The sequence below is a fragment of the Enterobacter sp. BIDMC 27 genome (assembly GCF_000534415.1).
Lineage (GTDB): Bacteria > Pseudomonadota > Gammaproteobacteria > Enterobacterales > Enterobacteriaceae > Enterobacter > Enterobacter hormaechei_C.
In genome coordinates, this window is the sequence record NZ_KI973178.1 from 2,101,362 (window position 1) to 2,117,983 (window position 16,622).

The 16,622-nt window shown below is 62.5% G+C and carries 13 protein-coding genes; 9 read left to right on the forward strand and 4 right to left on the reverse strand.

All coding sequences use genetic code 11. The features are described from left to right. Nucleotides 1-3 precede the first annotated feature (3 nt). Nucleotides 4-216, forward strand: a complete 213-nt coding sequence (locus L463_RS12685; protein ID WP_032673161.1) for an MbtH family protein — start codon at nt 4-6, stop codon at nt 214-216. Next, nucleotides 213-4,070, forward strand: coding sequence for an enterobactin non-ribosomal peptide synthetase EntF (gene entF, locus L463_RS12680; RefSeq protein ID WP_032103088.1), 3,858 nt, complete (start codon nt 213-215; stop codon nt 4,068-4,070). The genes L463_RS12685 and entF overlap by 4 nt, the downstream gene beginning before the upstream one ends. A gap of 82 nt (nt 4,071-4,152) precedes the next feature. On the opposite strand, the gene fepC is transcribed toward entF, so the two are convergent. From fepC to fepD, 3 genes are read right to left on the reverse strand one after another with little or no spacing between them, the layout of a single operon-like run. After that, nucleotides 4,153-4,947 (reverse strand): iron-enterobactin ABC transporter ATP-binding protein, encoded by a 795-nt coding sequence (gene fepC, locus L463_RS12675; RefSeq protein WP_032103089.1) that lies wholly within the window; start codon nt 4,945-4,947, stop codon nt 4,153-4,155. Continuing rightward, nucleotides 4,944-5,933 carry an iron-enterobactin ABC transporter permease gene (gene fepG / locus L463_RS12670; protein ID WP_072203935.1) on the reverse strand — a complete coding sequence of 330 codons (990 nt, stop codon included), beginning with the start codon at nt 5,931-5,933 and terminating at the stop codon, nt 4,944-4,946. The genes fepC and fepG overlap by 4 nt, the downstream gene beginning before the upstream one ends. Continuing rightward, nucleotides 5,933-6,937 carry a Fe(3+)-siderophore ABC transporter permease gene (fepD, locus tag L463_RS12665; protein ID WP_017382515.1) on the reverse strand — a complete coding sequence of 335 codons (1,005 nt, stop codon included), beginning with the start codon at nt 6,935-6,937 and terminating at the stop codon, nt 5,933-5,935. The genes fepG and fepD overlap by 1 nt, the downstream gene beginning before the upstream one ends. Nucleotides 6,938-7,046: 109 nt before the next feature. Between fepD and entS the strand changes: the two genes are divergently transcribed. After that, nucleotides 7,047-8,273: an enterobactin transporter EntS gene (entS, locus tag L463_RS12660; RefSeq protein ID WP_017382514.1), complete on the forward strand. Its 1,227-nt coding sequence runs from the start codon at nt 7,047-7,049 to the stop codon at nt 8,271-8,273. Between the two features lie 77 nt (nt 8,274-8,350). On the opposite strand, the gene fepB is transcribed toward entS, so the two are convergent. Continuing rightward, nucleotides 8,351-9,310: a Fe2+-enterobactin ABC transporter substrate-binding protein gene (gene fepB, locus L463_RS12655; RefSeq protein WP_032103091.1), complete on the reverse strand. Its 960-nt coding sequence runs from the start codon at nt 9,308-9,310 to the stop codon at nt 8,351-8,353. Between the two features lie 187 nt (nt 9,311-9,497). On the opposite strand from fepB, the gene entC reads away from it, so the two are divergent. The 6 genes from entC to cstA all read left to right on the forward strand — a co-directional run bounded on the left by entC (nt 9,498) and on the right by cstA (nt 16,578). Beyond that, complete coding sequence (gene entC / locus L463_RS12650; protein ID WP_017382512.1) at nt 9,498-10,673, forward strand: isochorismate synthase EntC; 1,176 nt, start codon at nt 9,498-9,500, stop codon at nt 10,671-10,673. A 9-nt stretch (nt 10,674-10,682) separates the two neighbouring features. Then, on the forward strand, nt 10,683-12,293 hold the full coding sequence (gene entE / locus L463_RS12645) for a (2,3-dihydroxybenzoyl)adenylate synthase EntE (protein ID WP_032103093.1): 1,611 nt from the start codon (nt 10,683-10,685) through the stop codon (nt 12,291-12,293). A 10-nt stretch (nt 12,294-12,303) separates the two neighbouring features. Next, on the forward strand, nt 12,304-13,158 hold the full coding sequence (locus L463_RS12640) for an isochorismatase (RefSeq protein WP_015571175.1): 855 nt from the start codon (nt 12,304-12,306) through the stop codon (nt 13,156-13,158). Next, nucleotides 13,158-13,910, forward strand: a complete 753-nt coding sequence (gene entA, locus L463_RS12635) for a 2,3-dihydro-2,3-dihydroxybenzoate dehydrogenase EntA (protein WP_015571174.1) — start codon at nt 13,158-13,160, stop codon at nt 13,908-13,910. Before L463_RS12640 ends, entA begins: the two co-directional genes overlap by 1 nt. Continuing rightward, on the forward strand, nt 13,910-14,323 hold the full coding sequence (gene entH, locus L463_RS12630) for a proofreading thioesterase EntH (RefSeq protein ID WP_015571173.1): 414 nt from the start codon (nt 13,910-13,912) through the stop codon (nt 14,321-14,323). Before entA ends, entH begins: the two co-directional genes overlap by 1 nt. A gap of 149 nt (nt 14,324-14,472) precedes the next feature. Then, complete coding sequence (gene cstA, locus L463_RS12625; RefSeq protein WP_015571172.1) at nt 14,473-16,578, forward strand: pyruvate/proton symporter CstA; 2,106 nt, start codon at nt 14,473-14,475, stop codon at nt 16,576-16,578. The last annotated feature ends 44 nt before the right edge of the window (nt 16,579-16,622 follow it).

Consider the following 16,622-nt stretch of genomic DNA (forward strand, 5'->3'; position numbering starts at 1 on the left):
TGTATGGAATTCAGCAATCCTTTCGATAATCCGCAGGGACAGTTCGCCATTTTGCAAAATGACCAGGGGCAGTACAGCCTGTGGCCGCAGCAGTGCGAGTTGCCCGCGGGCTGGCGCGTGGTCTGCGAACCGCAATCTCAGGAGGCGTGCCAGCAGTGGCTGGCGGAACAGTGGCAGACGCCTGAGCCGTCATGTTTTGCGGGGGAGCGCGCATGAACCGTCTCCCTCTTGTCGCCGCCCAGCCCGGGATCTGGATGGCAGAGCAGCTTTCCTCCCTGCCAAACGCCTGGAGCGTCGCGCACTACACCGAGCTGAAAGGCGCTATCGATGCGCCATTGCTGGCAAAAGCCATCGCTGAAGGCATGATGCAGGCCGACACCCTGCGGATGCGTTTTGCCGAAGATAACGGTGAGGTGTGGCAGTGGATCGATGAGGCCATGCTCCTGCCGGAGCCGTCCATCGTGCGCGTTGACTCCCACGACGCCGCCGTGGCGCTGATGGAGGCCGATCTCAACCAGAACCTGCGCGTCGACAGCGGTCAGCCGCTGGCGTTTCACCAGCTGATTCAGGTGGGAGAAAGCCACTGGTACTGGTATCAGCGGTATCATCATCTGGTGGTAGATGGCTTCAGCTTCCCTGCTATTACCCGTCAGATCACCGCCATTTACGCTGCGTGGCAGAAAGGTGAATCCACGCCGGCCTCGCCGTTCACCCCGTTCGCCGAGGTGGTGGAGGAGTATCAGCGCTATCGCGACAGCGAGGCGTATCAGCGCGACGGTGCTTTCTGGGCCGAACAACGCAAACAGCTTCCTTCTCCGGTCTCGCTCTCTTCCGCGCCGCTGCCGGGACGCGCCGCCACCACCGATATCCTGCGCCTGAAAATTGCGATGGACGGCCGTGCGTTCAGCCAGCTTGCACAGATGGCAGGCCAGGCGCAGCGTACCGATCTGGCCCTTGCGCTGGTGGCGCTGTGGCTGGGCCGCCTGACCGGACGGCTGGACTACGCCGCCGGGTTTATCTTTATGCGCCGCATGGGCTCCGCCGCGCTGACCGCGACCGGACCGGTGCTCAACGTCCTGCCGCTGGCGGTGAATATTCGCCCGCAGGAGAGCCTGCCGGAACTGGCGCTGCGCCTGGCGAACCAGCTGAAAAAGATGCGCCGCCATCAGCGTTACGACGCCGAGCAGATCGTGCGCGACAGCGGACGTGCCGCAGGCGACGAAGCCCTTTTTGGTCCGGTGCTGAACGTTAAGGTGTTCGATTATCAGCTGGATATCGATGGCGTGGAAGCCATCACCCATACGCTGGCAACCGGCCCGGTGAACGATCTGGAGCTGGCGCTGTTCCCGGACGAGCAGGGTGGACTGAACATTGAGATCCTCGCCAACGGGCAGCGTTACGACGAGGCGACGCTGAAGGGACACGCGGCGCGCCTGAACGCAATGCTGACGCAGTTTGCCGCCAATCCGGACCTGAGCTGTGGCGACGTGGAAACCGTATCAGAGCAGGAATACGCCCGGCTGGCGCGCATCAACGATACCGGGCTGGCGCTGCCGTCCACCACGCTGGCAGATCTGGTCGCGGAGCAGGCGAGCAAAACGCCGGACGCCCCCGCGCTGGCGGATGCCCATACTGAACTGAACTACCGCCAGATGCGCGAGCAGGTGGTCGCGCTGGCAAACCTGCTGCGCGCGCACGGCGTGAAGCCGGGCGACAGCGTGGCGGTGGCGCTCCCGCGCTCGGTGTTCCTGACCCTGGCGCTGCACGGGATTGTTGAAGCTGGCGCCGCCTGGCTGCCGCTGGATACCGGTTACCCGGATGACCGTCTGCGGATGATGCTGGAGGACGCGAAGCCGTCGCTGCTCATTACCACCGACGAGCAGCTTCCGCGCTTTAACGATCTGCCGATCGCCACTTTTAGTTACAACACACTATTACCGGCCACCGATGCTGAACCTCTGCGCCTGGCGAAGCCGGAGCAGACCGCGTACATCATCTTTACTTCCGGTTCGACGGGGCGTCCAAAAGGGGTGATGGTCGGCCATACCGCCATCGTTAACCGCCTGAAATGGATGCAGGATCATTATCCACTGGCGGCGCATGACGTGGTGGCGCAGAAAACGCCGTGCAGCTTTGACGTGTCGGTGTGGGAGTTCTGGTGGCCGTTTATCGCCGGGGCGAAGCTGGTGATGGCGGAGCCGGACGCGCACCGCGATCCGCAGGCGATGCAGAGCTTCTTCGCAGAATATGGCGTAACCACCACCCACTTCGTGCCGTCGATGCTGGCGGCGTTCGTCGCCTCGCTGACGCCGGAAAACGTCGACTGTTGCAGGACGCTGAAGCAGGTGTTCTGTAGCGGCGAAGCGCTGCCGACTGCGCTATGTCGCGAGTGGGAACAGCTCACCCATGCGCCGCTGCACAACCTCTATGGCCCAACCGAAGCGGCGGTGGATGTGAGCTGGTATCCGGCGTTTGGCCCCGAGCTGGCGGCGGTGGAAGGCAACAGCGTGCCGATCGGCTTCCCGGTGTGGAATACGGGGCTGCGCATTCTGGACGCGATGATGCGCCCGGTGCCGTTCGGCGTGGCGGGGGATCTGTATCTCACCGGCATTCAGCTGGCGCAGGGGTATCTGGGACGCCCCGACCTTACCGCCAGCCGCTTTATCGCCGATCCGTTTGCCCCCGGCGAGCGAATGTACCGCACCGGGGACGTTGCCCGCTGGCTGGACAACGGCGCGGTGGAATATCTGGGCCGCAGCGACGATCAGCTGAAAATCCGCGGCCAGCGCATCGAGCTGGGCGAAATCGACCGGGCGATGCTCGCGCTGCCGGATGTGGCCCAGGCGGTGGCGCACGCCTGCGTGTTCAACCAGGCGGCTGCCATGGGCGGCGATGCCCGCCAGCTGGTGGGCTACGTCGTCTCTGAATCCGGCTTACCGCTGGATCGCGACGCGTTGCTTGCCTCACTCAAAGCCCAGCTGCCGCCGCATATGGTGCCGGTGGTGCTGCTGCAAATCAGCGCGCTGCCGCTCAGCGCCAATGGCAAGCTGGATCGCAAGGCGCTGCCGCTGCCGGAACTGACCAGTAAAACCACCGGCCGCGCGCCGGAGACGCAAACCGAAGCCGTCGTCGCGCAGGCGTTTTCTGCCCTGCTGGGCTGCGCGGTGAACGATATCGAAGCCGATTTTTTTGCCCTCGGCGGCCACTCGCTGCTGGCGATGCGCCTCGCGGCTCAGCTTAGCCGCGCGTTTAACCGCAAGGTCACGCCGGGGCAGGTTATGGTCGCCTCGACGGTGAGTAAGCTTAGCGGCCTGCTGGACTCGCAGATGAGCGACGAGCAGGCGCAGCGTCTGGGGTATGAAACCGTTCTCCCGCTGCGTGAAAGCAACGGCCCGACGCTGTTCTGCTTCCATCCGGCGTCCGGCTTTGCCTGGCAGTTTAGCGTCCTGGCGCGCTACCTCAGCCCGCGCTGGTCAATCGTCGGCATTCAGTCTCCCCGGCCTGAGGGGCCGATGCAGCAGTGTGCGGATCTCGATGCGGTGATCGAACATCATCTGAACACGTTGCGTAAGCAACAGCCGCAGGGGCCGTATTATCTGTTCGGCTATTCCCTCGGCGGCACGCTGGCGCAGGGCATTGCGGCGCGTCTGCGCGAGCAGGGTGAAGACGTAGCGTTCCTCGGCCTGCTGGATACCTGGCCGCCGGAAACCCAGAACTGGGCGGAGAAAGAGGCCAACGGCCTCGATCCGGAGGTGCTGGCGGAAATTGAGCGCGAACGCCAGGCGTTTATCGCTGCCCAGCAGGGGCAGGGCTCCAGCGAGTTGTTTAACGCCATTGAAGGCAACTATGCGGACGCGGTGCGGCTGCTCACCACGGCGCACAGCGCGCGGTTTGACGGTAAAGCGACGCTGTTTGTCGCCGAGCGAACGCGAACCCTGGATCCGCAGGCCGCGTGGGCGCCGTGGGTGGATGAGCTGGAGGTGTACAGCCAGGACTGCGCCCACGTGGATATCATTTCACCGCAGGCGTTTGAAAAGATTGGGCCGGTACTGAAGGAAATTTTTGGATAGTGCAAATGCCCGGTGGCGCTGCGCTTACCGGGCCTACGGGAGCGAAATGTAGGCCGGGTAAGGCGTAGCCGCCACCCGGCAATTACCGCCGACCCAACGGCACCACCAACGGCGTACCCGCCACCGGATCCTCAATAATCATGCAGCGCATGCCGTAGATCCGCGCGATCAGATCCGGCGTCACAATCTCTTTCGGCGCGCCCTGCGCCACAATCTCGCCGTCGCGCAACGCAATCAGATGCGTCGCGTAGCGGCACGCCTGGTTTAAGTCGTGCAGCACTGCCGCCAGGGTGTACCCCTGCGTACGGTTCAGCTCTCTCAGCAGCTCCAGCAGGTCAATCTGATGGCTGATATCCAGCCAGGTCGTCGGCTCGTCCAGCAGCATGATGGAGGTCTCCTGCGCCAGCACCATCGCGATCCACGCGCGCTGGCGCTGTCCGCCGGAGAGGGTATCGACGCTTTGCTGGGCCAGATCGGTGATGCCCGTCGCCTGCATCGCGCGCTTCACGGCCTCGTCGTCCTCCTTGCGCCAGCGGGTAAACAGCGGCTGGTGCGGATAGCGCCCGCGGGAGACCAGCTCCTGCACGGTAATATCCCCCGGCGTGGTGGCGTTTTGCGCCAGCAGCCCAATTCGGCGCGCCACCTCTTTGCTGGCGAAGCGCTGGATCTGCTCCCCGTCGAGGAACACGCTGCCCTCAACCGGCGACATCAGGCGGCTCAGCGTGCGCAGCAATGTCGATTTGCCGCAGCCGTTTGGCCCGATGATGGCGGTGAAGTGGCCGTCCGGAATGGCAACGGATAAGTCCCGGGCAATGATTTTTTTACCGTAGCCGAGGGTCAAGTTTTCGCCGCGCAAGCGGGGTGTTGAATCTGTCATTTCTTGCGTGACTCCTGAACGAGCAAGACGATGAGGTAAATCCCGCCGAGGCTGACGGTCACCACGCCCACCGGCAGTTGATAAGGCGTAAACAGCTGCTGAGCGCAGAGATCGGCGGCCAGCAGTAATACTGCGCCGCACAGCGCTGCCTGGGTTAATCCCCAGCGCGCGGTGCCGCTAAGTCGCCGCGCGATATGCGGCGCGACAAGGGCAATAAACGAGATCGGCCCGGCGATGGCGGTAGACGCTGCGGTCAGCAAGACCGCCACCAGCATCAGCATCAGGCGCGAGCGCTCTACGCTCACGCCCAGCGCGCAGGCGCTGTCGTCGCCCATCTCCAGCAGGCGCATGCGCCTGACCAGCAGCAACGCGCCAATAAACATCAGGATAATCAGCGGCGCGGCGGGCCAGGTTTTTCCCCACGTCAGACCGTTGAGGGAACCGGCGTACCACAGCCCGGCGGAGAGTGCGGTTTCCAGCGACGCCTGTAGCAGAAGCCAGGTGTTAAACGCCATCAGCATCGCGCGGATGCCGATCCCGATGATGATCAGGCGGAAGGTGTCGATGCCGTTGCGCCAGGCCAGGGCCCAGATAAGCAGGGAGGTGAGAATGCCGCCCGCCATCGCCGTAAAGGTAATGGCCATGAGATGCTGCCCGAACAGCACCATCGCCACCAGCACGCCGCTCCACGCGCCGGTATTCAGGCCCATCACGTCCGGGCTGCCGAGGGGGTTACGCATCAGCGACTGGAATATTGCGCCGCTGACGCCGAGCGCCGCGCCAACCAGGATCGCCATCGCCACGCGCGGCAGTCGCCATTCGGTGACCACCATGGTGATGTTACGCGGCGCGCTGCCGGTGAGAGCATGAAAGACCTGCGCGAAATCAAGCGTTACGGCACCGCTTTGCAGGCTCCAGACCGCCAGCAGCAGACTGGCGACGACCAGCAGGGCGACGCTGGTGAGTAATCGACGGGACGGGGCCATCATGCGCCACCCCCGCGTCTGCGTCGTACCAGGAAGATCAGCACCGGCGCGCCGATAAAGGCGCTGACCACCGAGACGCGCAATTCACCCGGCACCAGCAGGCGGCCCAGTACGTCGGCAAACAGCAGCAGGGCAGGGGTCGCCAGCAGCGTGACCGGCAGTGACCAGCGGTGATCCGCCCCCACCAGCCAGCGCGCCATGTGCGGCATCATCAGGCCGATAAAGGCAATCGGCCCGACGACGGCGGTCGCGCTGCCGCACAGCACGGTGATGACAAGCAGGCCCGTCAGCTGCGTGCGCGCCACGCGGTTGCCGAGGGCGGTCGCGGTGTCGCTGCCGAGGCTCAGGCTGTTGAGCGCCCGGCTTAAACACAGCGCTACGGCGGCAGAGATAAACACCGGGAATGCCACCACTTTCAGGGTATCAAGGGTACGGATATCCAGCGAACCGGCCTGCCAGAAGCGCAGCTGGTCATACACGTCCGGGTTGAGCAGGGCGATGCCGTTCGATAAGCCTTCCAGCACCGCCGCGAGCGCCACGCCCGCCAGTGTCAGACGTACCGGGCTGAGCTGTCCGCCGCCCTGGCTGCCGGTAAAGGCCACCACCAGCGAGGCGGCCAGCGCGCCGCAGAAGGCCATCACCAGCTGTTCAGACGGAGAGGTGAAACCAAACAGCGCCGCGCCGAGCACAATGGCGAAACTGGCACCAGAGTTCACGCCGAGAATGCCAGGGTCCGCCAGCGGGTTGCGGGTGAGGGTTTGCATCAGGGCACCGGCAAGCCCGAGTGCGCCACCGGCCAGCAGGCCGGCAAGGGTGCGGGGCAGGCGGGCGTCGAGCACGATAATGCAGTCGGCGCTCTGGCAGGTACCGGAGAGCGCATCGACAATAACGGACGCGGGCAGCGGCTTCGCGCCAACCAGCAAACTGAGTGCAATCGCAAGGATCAACAGCAGCAATAAAACGGGCACGGCTACGGCGCGCACCGCGGAAGAGGAAAACGACATAGCAACGTCCATGATGTGATAATGATAGTAATTATCGTTATCTATCTTATTTGGCTATGTTAGCATGTGCGCCCATGGAAATGGTAGACCGATACCTCAAGGCCTTGTCATGAATCAAAAATCCTGGCTGCTCAACCTCAGCCTGCTGAAAACGCACCCGGCGTTTCGAGCGGTTTTTATCGCCCGCTTTATCTCCATTTTATCCCTCGGCCTGCTCGGGGTCGCCGTGCCGGTACAGATCCAGACCATGACCCACTCCAGCTGGCTGGTGGGGTTATCCGTCACCTTAACCGGCGGGGCGATGTTTATCGGCCTGATGGTGGGCGGCGTGCTGGCGGACCGCTACGAGCGTAAAAAACTGATCCTGCTGGCGCGCGGCACCTGCGGGGTGGGCTTTGTCGGGCTGTGTCTGAACGCAATGCTGCCGGAGCCGTCGCTGATGGCGATTTATGCCCTGGGCCTGTGGGACGGCTTTTTTGCCTCGTTAGGCGTGACGGCGCTGCTGGCGGCCACGCCCGCGCTGGTCGGGCGCGAGAACCTGATGCAGGCGGGGGCGATCACCATGCTCACCGTGCGTCTGGGATCGGTGATTTCGCCGATGGTCGGCGGCCTGCTGCTGGCGACCGGCAACGTGGCGTGGAACTACGGCCTTGCCGCGGCGGGAACCTTTATCACCACCCTGACGCTGCTGCGTCTGCCGCTCCTGCCACCGCCGCCGCAGCCGCGCGAGCATCCGCTGAAGTCCCTGATGGCCGCGATTCGTTTTCTGTTCAGCAACCCGCTGATTGGCGGCATTGCGCTGCTCGGCGGCCTGCTGACGATGGCGAGCGCCGTGCGCGTGTTGTACCCGGCGCTGGCGGGCGAGTGGCAGATGAGCGCCTCAGAGATTGGGGTGCTGTACGCCGCCATTCCGCTCGGCGCCGCGTGCGGGGCGCTGACCAGCGGAAATCTGGCGCAGAGCGCGAGACCGGGGTTAATCATGCTGGTGGCGACGCTGGCCTCGTTTATCGCGATTGGTTTCTTCAGCCTGATGCCGGTGTGGGCGCTGGGGGTGATGTGTCTGGTGATTTTTGGCTGGCTGAGCGCGGTCAGCTCTCTTTTACAGTACACCCTGATCCAGACCCAGACGCCGGAAGGGATGCTCGGGCGCATTAACGGCCTGTGGACGGCGCAGAACGTCACGGGCGATGCGATTGGCGCAGCGATCCTCGGCGGGCTGGGGGCGATAATGACCCCGGTGGCGTCGGCGAGCAGCAGCGGGTTTGTGTTAGCCGTGGTTGGCGTAATTTTATTGGCGGTTTTGGTGGAGTTGCGTCGGTTCAGGCAGAACCTGTAGGTCGGGTAAGGCGTAGCCGCCACCCGACAAAACGCCCGGTGGCGCTGCGCTTACCGGGCCTACGGGAAACGTGCCACTTATTTAAAAATTGAATTCAAACGCTGCAACACCAACAACGCGCTGTAATAATCCAGGCGGAACGTCTCCGTTCCCAGCGCCCAGACGCGCTTGTTCTTGACCGACGGCAGATGCGCCAGCAGCGGATTGGCGTAAATCGCGTCCACGTCTTTCTGGTCGCCGGCAAACACGAACAGCCCTTCGCCGTTCAGCCCCGTCGCCAGGTTTTCCCCGCCCAGCTGAATAATGTCGTGACGCTTGCCCTGGCTTTGCGAGGTGTGCAATCCATCAGGTAACGCCGCCAGCGTGAAGCCCAGCTGGTGCAGCAGCTTGCCCTGAGCCGAGTCTGTCGTCCACAGGTTCGCCGTGTGCGCCGCGGCGGTGTAGACGATGGCGTTCACCGGCTGCGGCGGCAGCTTCATCTGCTGCTTCACCTGGGCGAGCTGTTTATCGAAGGCAGCGATGCGCTCTGCGGCCTGTGTTTCCTGCCCGGTGATCGTCCCCAGCTGGGTCAGCAGTTCCTGCCAGCTTTTGTCGTCGTAGTTAATGATAAGCGTCGGGGCGATGGCGGAAAGCTGATCGTAGAGCGCCAGCGCGGAATCCCCGCCGGTGGCGCTGATCAAAATCAGGTCCGGCATCTGGGCCGCGACCGCTTCGGCGCTCGGCTCGCCGATGTACAGCCGGGCAACCTTACGCTGTTTCGCGATATCGCCCCACTGACGTAAAAAGCCCTGTGCATCCGCCACGCGGTTGTTTGGCGTGGTGGCTCCGCTGGCAATAACCGGGGCGTCAATGGCCAGCAGGGAGCCGGTTAGGGTCACGCTGGTGGAGACAATGCGCGTCGGTTTGCTCTCAAGCGTATGTACGCCGCGGCTGTCTGTGACCTGACGCGGCCAGTCGGCGGCCGTCGCTGAGGTTAGTCCTAAAACAAAAAGTCCTGTTAAAAGAAAGGCATTACGGCAAACGGCAGGGAGTTTCACAGAGCGGCATCCTGTTTTTGTTGAAGTTAATGCTTCTCATTTTCATGATTGCGGGGAAGGTATGCAAGCGTTAGTCGCACAAGTTGTTTGCTCTGCGGTTGACACCAGGGCGATGTGGGATTAGGTTAGCCGACGAAAATATAAATGATAATCATTATTACTGCTTTTATCATTTTAGGAGGATGATATGGATACGTCATTGGCTGAGGACCTTCAGCACACCGCGACCACGCTGCAATCAGACAGCTTTTTCTTTATGTCGCCCTATCGCAGTTTTACCACGTCAGGCTGTTTTGCCCGTTTTTCTGAACCCGCCGTCGGCGGTGACGATCCGGCGGGCCCCTTTCAGCAGAAATTAGCTCAGGCTTTCCAGAATGCGAAAAACAGCGGCATTGCCCATCCGGTGATGGTAGGGGCGATCCCCTTCGATACCCGCAAACCGTCATCGCTGTTTATTCCGCAACGCTGGCAAACCTTCTCTCGCCCGGCGCGTCAGCAGTCCGCACGCTACGCCTCCGGCGCGCAGACGCTGAATGTGCAACAACGCACCGAGATCCCGCCGCAGCCGGTTTTCGAGGAGATGGTCGCCCGCGCCGCGTCGCTCACCGCCACGCCGCAGGTGAATAAGGTGGTGCTGTCGCGCCTGATTGATATCGCCACCGACAAACAGATTGATAGCAGCGCGCTGATGGAGCGTCTTATCGCCCAGAACCCGGCGAGCTTTAACTTCCACGTACCGCTGGAAGACGGCGGCGTGCTGCTGGGCGCCAGCCCGGAACTGCTGCTGCGTAAAGAGGGCGCGCACTTTAGCTCGCTGCCGCTGGCGGGCTCTGCGCGCCGTCAGCCGGACGATGTGCTGGATCGCGAAGCGGGCACTAAGCTGCTGGCCTCCGAAAAAGACCGTCACGAGCACGACCTGGTAACGCAGGCGATGAAAACCATTCTGGAACCGCGCAGCCATCATCTGACCATGCCGGCTTCCCCGCAGCTCATCACCACCCCGACGCTGTGGCATCTGGCGACGCCGGTAGAAGGTGACGCGCGTGAAAACGAGAACGCCCTGACGCTGGCCTGTCTGCTGCACCCGACGCCAGCGCTGAGCGGCTTCCCGCATCAGGCGGCAAAAGAGCTGATTGCCGAGCTGGAGCCGTTCGATCGTGAGCTGTTCGGCGGCATCGTCGGCTGGTGCGACAGCGAAGGTAACGGCGAGTGGGTGGTAACTATCCGCTGCGCGCGGCTGCATCAAAATACCGTTCGCCTGTTTGCCGGCGCGGGTATTGTGCCTGCTTCCTCCCCGGTGGGCGAGTGGCGCGAGACGGGCGTGAAGCTCTCCACCATGCTCAACGTGTTTGGTTTGCACTAAGGAATACTCATGACCATCCCTTTTACCCGCTGGCCTGAGGATTTTGCCCGCCGCTACCGTGAAAAATGCTACTGGCAGGATCTGCCGCTGACCCACATCCTGACGGACCATGCGGACAACGATGCGGTCGCGATAATTGACGGCGATCGCCGCATCACCTACCGCGCGTTTAATCAGGCGGTGACGAATCTGGCGTCTGTCCTTCAGGCGCAGGGGCTGCATCGCGGCGAGACCGCGCTGGTGCAGCTCGGCAACGTGGCCGAGTTCTACATCACCTTCTTCGCGCTGCTGCAAATCGGCGTCGCACCGGTCAACGCGCTCTTTAGCCATCAGCGCAGCGAACTCAACGCCTACGCGGAGCAGATCAAACCCGCCGTGCTGATTGCCGACCGCGACCACACGCTGTTCGCGGGTGATGATTTTCTCAATACCTTTGTGGATGCGCATCGCTCGGTACGCGTTGTGCTGCTACGCGGCGATAAGGGCGAACACGCGCTGGAGGCGGCGATTGCACGCCCGGCGGACAATTTCATCCCGAACCCGACGCCCGCCGACGAAGTGGCGTTCTTCCAGCTCTCCGGCGGCAGCACCGGCACGCCGAAGCTGATCCCGCGTACGCACAACGACTACGACTACAGCATCCGTCGCAGCAACGAAATCTGCGGTATCACTGCGCACACCCGCTATCTGAACGCGCTTCCCGCGGCGCATAACTACGCCATGAGCTCGCCGGGATCGTTAGGCGTCTTCACCGCGGGCGGCTGCGTGGTGCTGGCGAACGATCCGAGCGCCACGCTCTGCTTCCCGCTGATTGAGCAGCATCAGATAAACGTCACCTCACTGGTGCCGCCCGCGGTCAGCCTGTGGTTGCAGGCGATTGCCGACGGCGCGGGGAACGCCCAGCTGAAATCCCTTGAACTGCTCCAGGTAGGCGGCGCACGTCTCTCCGCCACGCTTGCGGCACGTATTCCGGCGGAAATTGGCTGCCAGCTTCAGCAGGTGTTTGGCATGGCGGAAGGGCTGGTGAACTACACCGCCCTCGACGATGCGCCGGAGCGCATCATCAATACCCAGGGCCGCCCGATGTGCCCGGACGATGAAGTGTGGGTGGCGGACGAGGACGGCAACCCGCTGCCGCGCGGGGAAGTCGGGCGTCTGATGACGCGCGGCCCTTACACCTTCCGCGGCTATTTCAATAGCCCGGAACACAACGCCAGCGCCTTTGATGCCAACGGTTTCTACTGCTCGGGCGATCTGATCGCCATCGATGAGCAGGGTTACATCACCGTGCAGGGGCGCGAGAAAGATCAGATCAACCGCGGTGGCGAGAAGATCGCCGCCGAAGAGATCGAAAACCTGCTGCTGCGCCACGACGCGGTGATCCACGCCGCGCTGGTGAGCATGGAAGACAGCCTGCTGGGCGAAAAAAGCTGCGCGTACCTGGTGATGAAACAGCCCCTGCGCGCGGTGGAGGTGCGCCGCTTCCTGCGCGAGCAGGGCGTCGCCGAATTTAAGCTGCCGGACCGCGTGGAGAGCGTGGATGCGCTTCCGCTCACGCCGGTCGGCAAAGTTGATAAGAAACAGTTGCGCCTGTGGCTTGCTGAACGCGCCCGGGGCTGAGGAACAGAGAATGGCCATTCCAAAATTAACCGCATACGCGCTGCCAACCGCCGCCGAACTGCCGACCAGTAAAGTGAACTGGGCGTTTGAACCGGAGCGCGCCGCGCTGCTGATCCACGATATGCAGGAGTACTTCCTGAACTTCTGGGGCGAAAATAGCGACATGATGCAGCAGGTAGTGGCGAACATCGCTAAACTGCGCGCGTACTGCAAAGAGCACAATATTCCGGTGTACTACACCGCGCAGCCGAAAGATCAGAGCGATGAAGACCGCGCCCTGCTGAACGATATGTGGGGGCCGGGCCTGACTCGCTCGCCGGAGCAGCAGCGCATCGTCGCTGAGCTGACCCCGGACGAAGCGGACACCGTGCTGGTGAAGTGGCGCTACAGCGCGTTTCACCGCTCGCCGCTGGAGCAGATGCTTAAAGAGACCGGGCGCAACCAGCTTTTGATCACCGGCGTGTACGCCCACATCGGCTGCATGACCACCGCCACCGACGCCTTTATGCGCGACATCAAACCGTTCTTTATCGCCGACGCGCTGGCGGATTTCACCCGCGACGAGCACCTGATGTCGCTGAAATACGTGGCAGGACGTTCGGGCCGCGTGGTGATGACCGACGAGCTGCTGCCGTCCGTTCCGACAACGAAAGCCGCGCTGCGTGAGCTGATCCTGCCGCTGCTGGACGAGTCCGACGAGCCGATGGATGACGAAAACCTGATCGACTACGGTCTGGATTCAGTGAGGATGATGGCGCTGGCCGCCCGCTGGCGCAAAGTGCACGGCGACATTGATTTCGTGATGCTGGCAAAAAATCCGACCCTCGATGCCTGGTGGGCGCTGCTCTCCCGCGAGGTGAAGTGATGGCTTTTGATTTCACCGGTAAAACGGTCTGGGTGACGGGCGCGGGTAAGGGCATTGGTTATGCGACCGCGCTGGCATTTGTGGAGGCCGGGGCGCAGGTGACCGGGTTCGATCTGGCTTTCCCTCACGGCGAATATCCGTTTGCCACCGAAACGCTGGACGTGGCGGATGCGGCGCAGGCGAGTGACGTCTGCGGGCGTTTGCTCAGCAGCCTTGAGCGGCTCGATGTGCTGGTTAACGCGGCGGGCATTCTGCGTATGGGCGCGACGGATCAGCTCTCGCAGGAGGACTGGCAGCAGACCTTTGCGGTCAACGTCGGCGGCGCGTTCAACCTGTTCCAGCAGACGATGGGCCAGTTCCGTCATCAGCAGGGGGGGGCGATTGTGACGGTGGCCTCTGACGCGGCGCATACGCCGCGCATCGGCATGAGCGCCTACGGCGCGTCGAAAGCGGCGCTGAAAAGCCTGGCGCTGACCGTCGGGCTGGAACTGGCGGGCAGCGGCGTACGCTGTAACCTGGTGTCGCCGGGTTCAACGGATACCGACATGCAGCGCACCCTGTGGACCAGCGATGATGCGGAACAGCGGCGCATTCGCGGCTTTGGCGAGCAGTTCAAGCTCGGCATTCCGCTCGGTAAAATTGCCCGTCCACAGGAGATTGCTGCGACCGTGCTGTTCCTGGCATCCGATGCCGCCAGCCATATCACCTTGCAGGATATCGTGGTGGACGGCGGCTCCACGCTGGGGGCGTAATGATCTGGAAACGTCATTTAACGCTCGAGGAGCTGAACGCCACCAGCCTGAATACGATGGTGGGGCACCTTGGCATCGTCTATACCCGCCTCGGGGACGATACGCTGGAAGCAGAGATGCCGGTGGATGCCCGCACCCACCAGCCGTTTGGCCTGCTGCATGGCGGCGCCTCGGCGGCGCTGGCGGAAACGCTGGGCTCAATGGCCGGTTTTCTGATGACCCGTGACGGGCAGAACGTGGTGGGCACGGAACTGAATGCCACGCACCACCGCGCGGTCTCTCACGGTAAGGTACGCGGCGTGTGTCAGCCGCTGCATCTGGGCCGTTCCAGCCAGAGCTGGGAGATCGTGGTGTTCGACGAGCAGGGGCGGCGGTGCTGTACCTGTCGGTTGAGTACGATGGTGTTGGGGTAAGTCATTCAGCTGAAAGTGATCGGCTTAACACTGTGGTGTAAATCTCTGGTTTGACCACGCATTATTGCGTTTCAAAGTTGTTAAATTTTATCCGTTGTTCTAGAAACAAAATGTAACATCTCACTGTTTCACAACAACGGACAACAACTATGAACAACTCAGGGAAATACCTTACGTGGGCGGTGCTCTCCGTGGTGGGAGCCTTTGCCCTGGGCTATATCGCCCTCAACCGGGGGGAGCAGATCAACGCGCTGTGGATCGTCGTCGCCTCCGTCTGCATTTATCTAATCGCATACCGTTTTTATGGCCGCTATATCGCTAAGACGGTACTGGGCGTAGACGGCACGCGCATGACGCCGGCCGTGCGTCATAACGACGGGCTGGACTACGTGCCGACCGATAAAAAAGTGCTGTTCGGTCACCATTTCGCGGCGATTGCCGGGGCAGGCCCGCTGGTGGGGCCGGTACTGGCCGCGCAGATGGGCTACCTGCCAGGGATGATCTGGATCCTCGCGGGGGTGGTGCTGGCGGGCGCGGTGCAGGACTTCATGGTGCTGTTCGTCTCCACCCGCCGCGACGGTCGTTCGCTGGGTGAGCTGGTGAAAGAGGAGATGGGCGCAACCGCCGGGGTTATTGCGCTGGTGGCGACCTTTATGATCATGGTGATCATCCTCGCGGTGCTGGCGATGATCGTGGTGAAAGCCTTGACCCACAGCCCGTGGGGAACCTATACCGTCGCCTTCACCATTCCGCTGGCGCTGTTTATGGGGATCTATATCCGCTATCTGCGTCCGGGGCGCATTGGTGAAGTTTCAGTTATTGGCCTGGTGTTCCTGGTGTTTGCCATTATCTCCGGCGGCTGGGTAGCGGAAAGCCCGACCTGGGCGCCGTTCTTCGACTTCACCGGCGTGCAACTGACCTGGATGCTGGTGGGCTACGGCTTTGTGGCGGCGGTGCTGCCGGTGTGGCTGCTGCTGGCCCCGCGTGACTACCTCTCCACCTTCCTGAAAATCGGCACCATCGTCGGGCTGGCGATCGGCATTCTGATTATGCGCCCGACCCTGACCATGCCTGCGCTGACCAAATTTATTGACGGCACCGGCCCGGTCTGGACCGGCAACCTGTTCCCGTTCCTGTTTATCACCATCGCCTGCGGCGCGGTGTCGGGCTTCCACGCGCTGATCGCCTCCGGAACCACGCCGAAGATGCTGGCGAATGAAAATCAGGCCTGCCTGATTGGCTACGGCGGCATGCTGATGGAATCCTTCGTGGCGATTATGGCGCTGGTTTCGGCCTGTATTATTGACCCGGGCGTTTACTTTGCGATGAACAGCCCAATGGCGGTACTGGCCCCGGCCGGCACCGTTGACGTGGTTGCCTCTGCCGCGCAGGTGGTCAGCGGCTGGGGCTTTGCGATTACCCCTGAAACGTTGACGCATATCGCTAATGAGGTCGGCGAGCAGTCAATTATCTCCCGCGCAGGCGGGGCGCCAACGCTGGCGGTGGGCATGGCCTACATTCTGCACGGCGCGCTGGGCGGGCTGATGGATGTCTCGTTCTGGTATCACTTCGCCATTCTGTTCGAGGCGCTGTTTATTCTGACGGCGGTGGATGCCGGTACGCGTGCGGCGCGCTTTATGTTGCAGGATCTGCTGGGGGTGATCTCCCCGAACCTGAAGCGTACCGATTCACTCCCGGCTAACCTGCTGGCGACGGCGCTGTGCGTGCTGGCGTGGGGCTACTTCCTGCATCAGGGCGTGGTCGATCCGCTCGGCGGGATTAACACCCTGTGGCCGCTGTTCGGTATCGCCAACCAGATGCTGGCGGGCATGGCCCTGATGCTCTGTGCCGTAGTTCTGTTCAAGATGAAGCGCCAGCGTTACGCATGGGTGGCGCTGGTGCCAACGGCGTGGCTGCTGATCTGTACCCTGACCGCGGGCTGGCAGAAAGCCTTCAGCCCGGACAATAAGGTGGGCTTCCTGGCGATCGCCAACAAGTTCCAGGCGATGATCGACAGCGGTAAGATCCCGGCACAGTACACCGAATCTCAACTGTCGCAGCTGGTGTTTAATAACCGTCTGGACGCCGGGCTGACCATCTTCTTTATGGTGGTGGTTGTGGTGCTGGCGTTGTATTCTCTGAAAACCGCGCTGGCGGCGTTGAAAGTCGACAAACCGACGGCGAAAGAGACGCCGTATGAGCCAATGCCTGAGAACCTGGACGAGATTGTCACCCAGGCGAAAGGGGCGCATTAACCCGTGTGCCGGGTGGCGGCTTCGCCTTACCCGGCCTACATTTC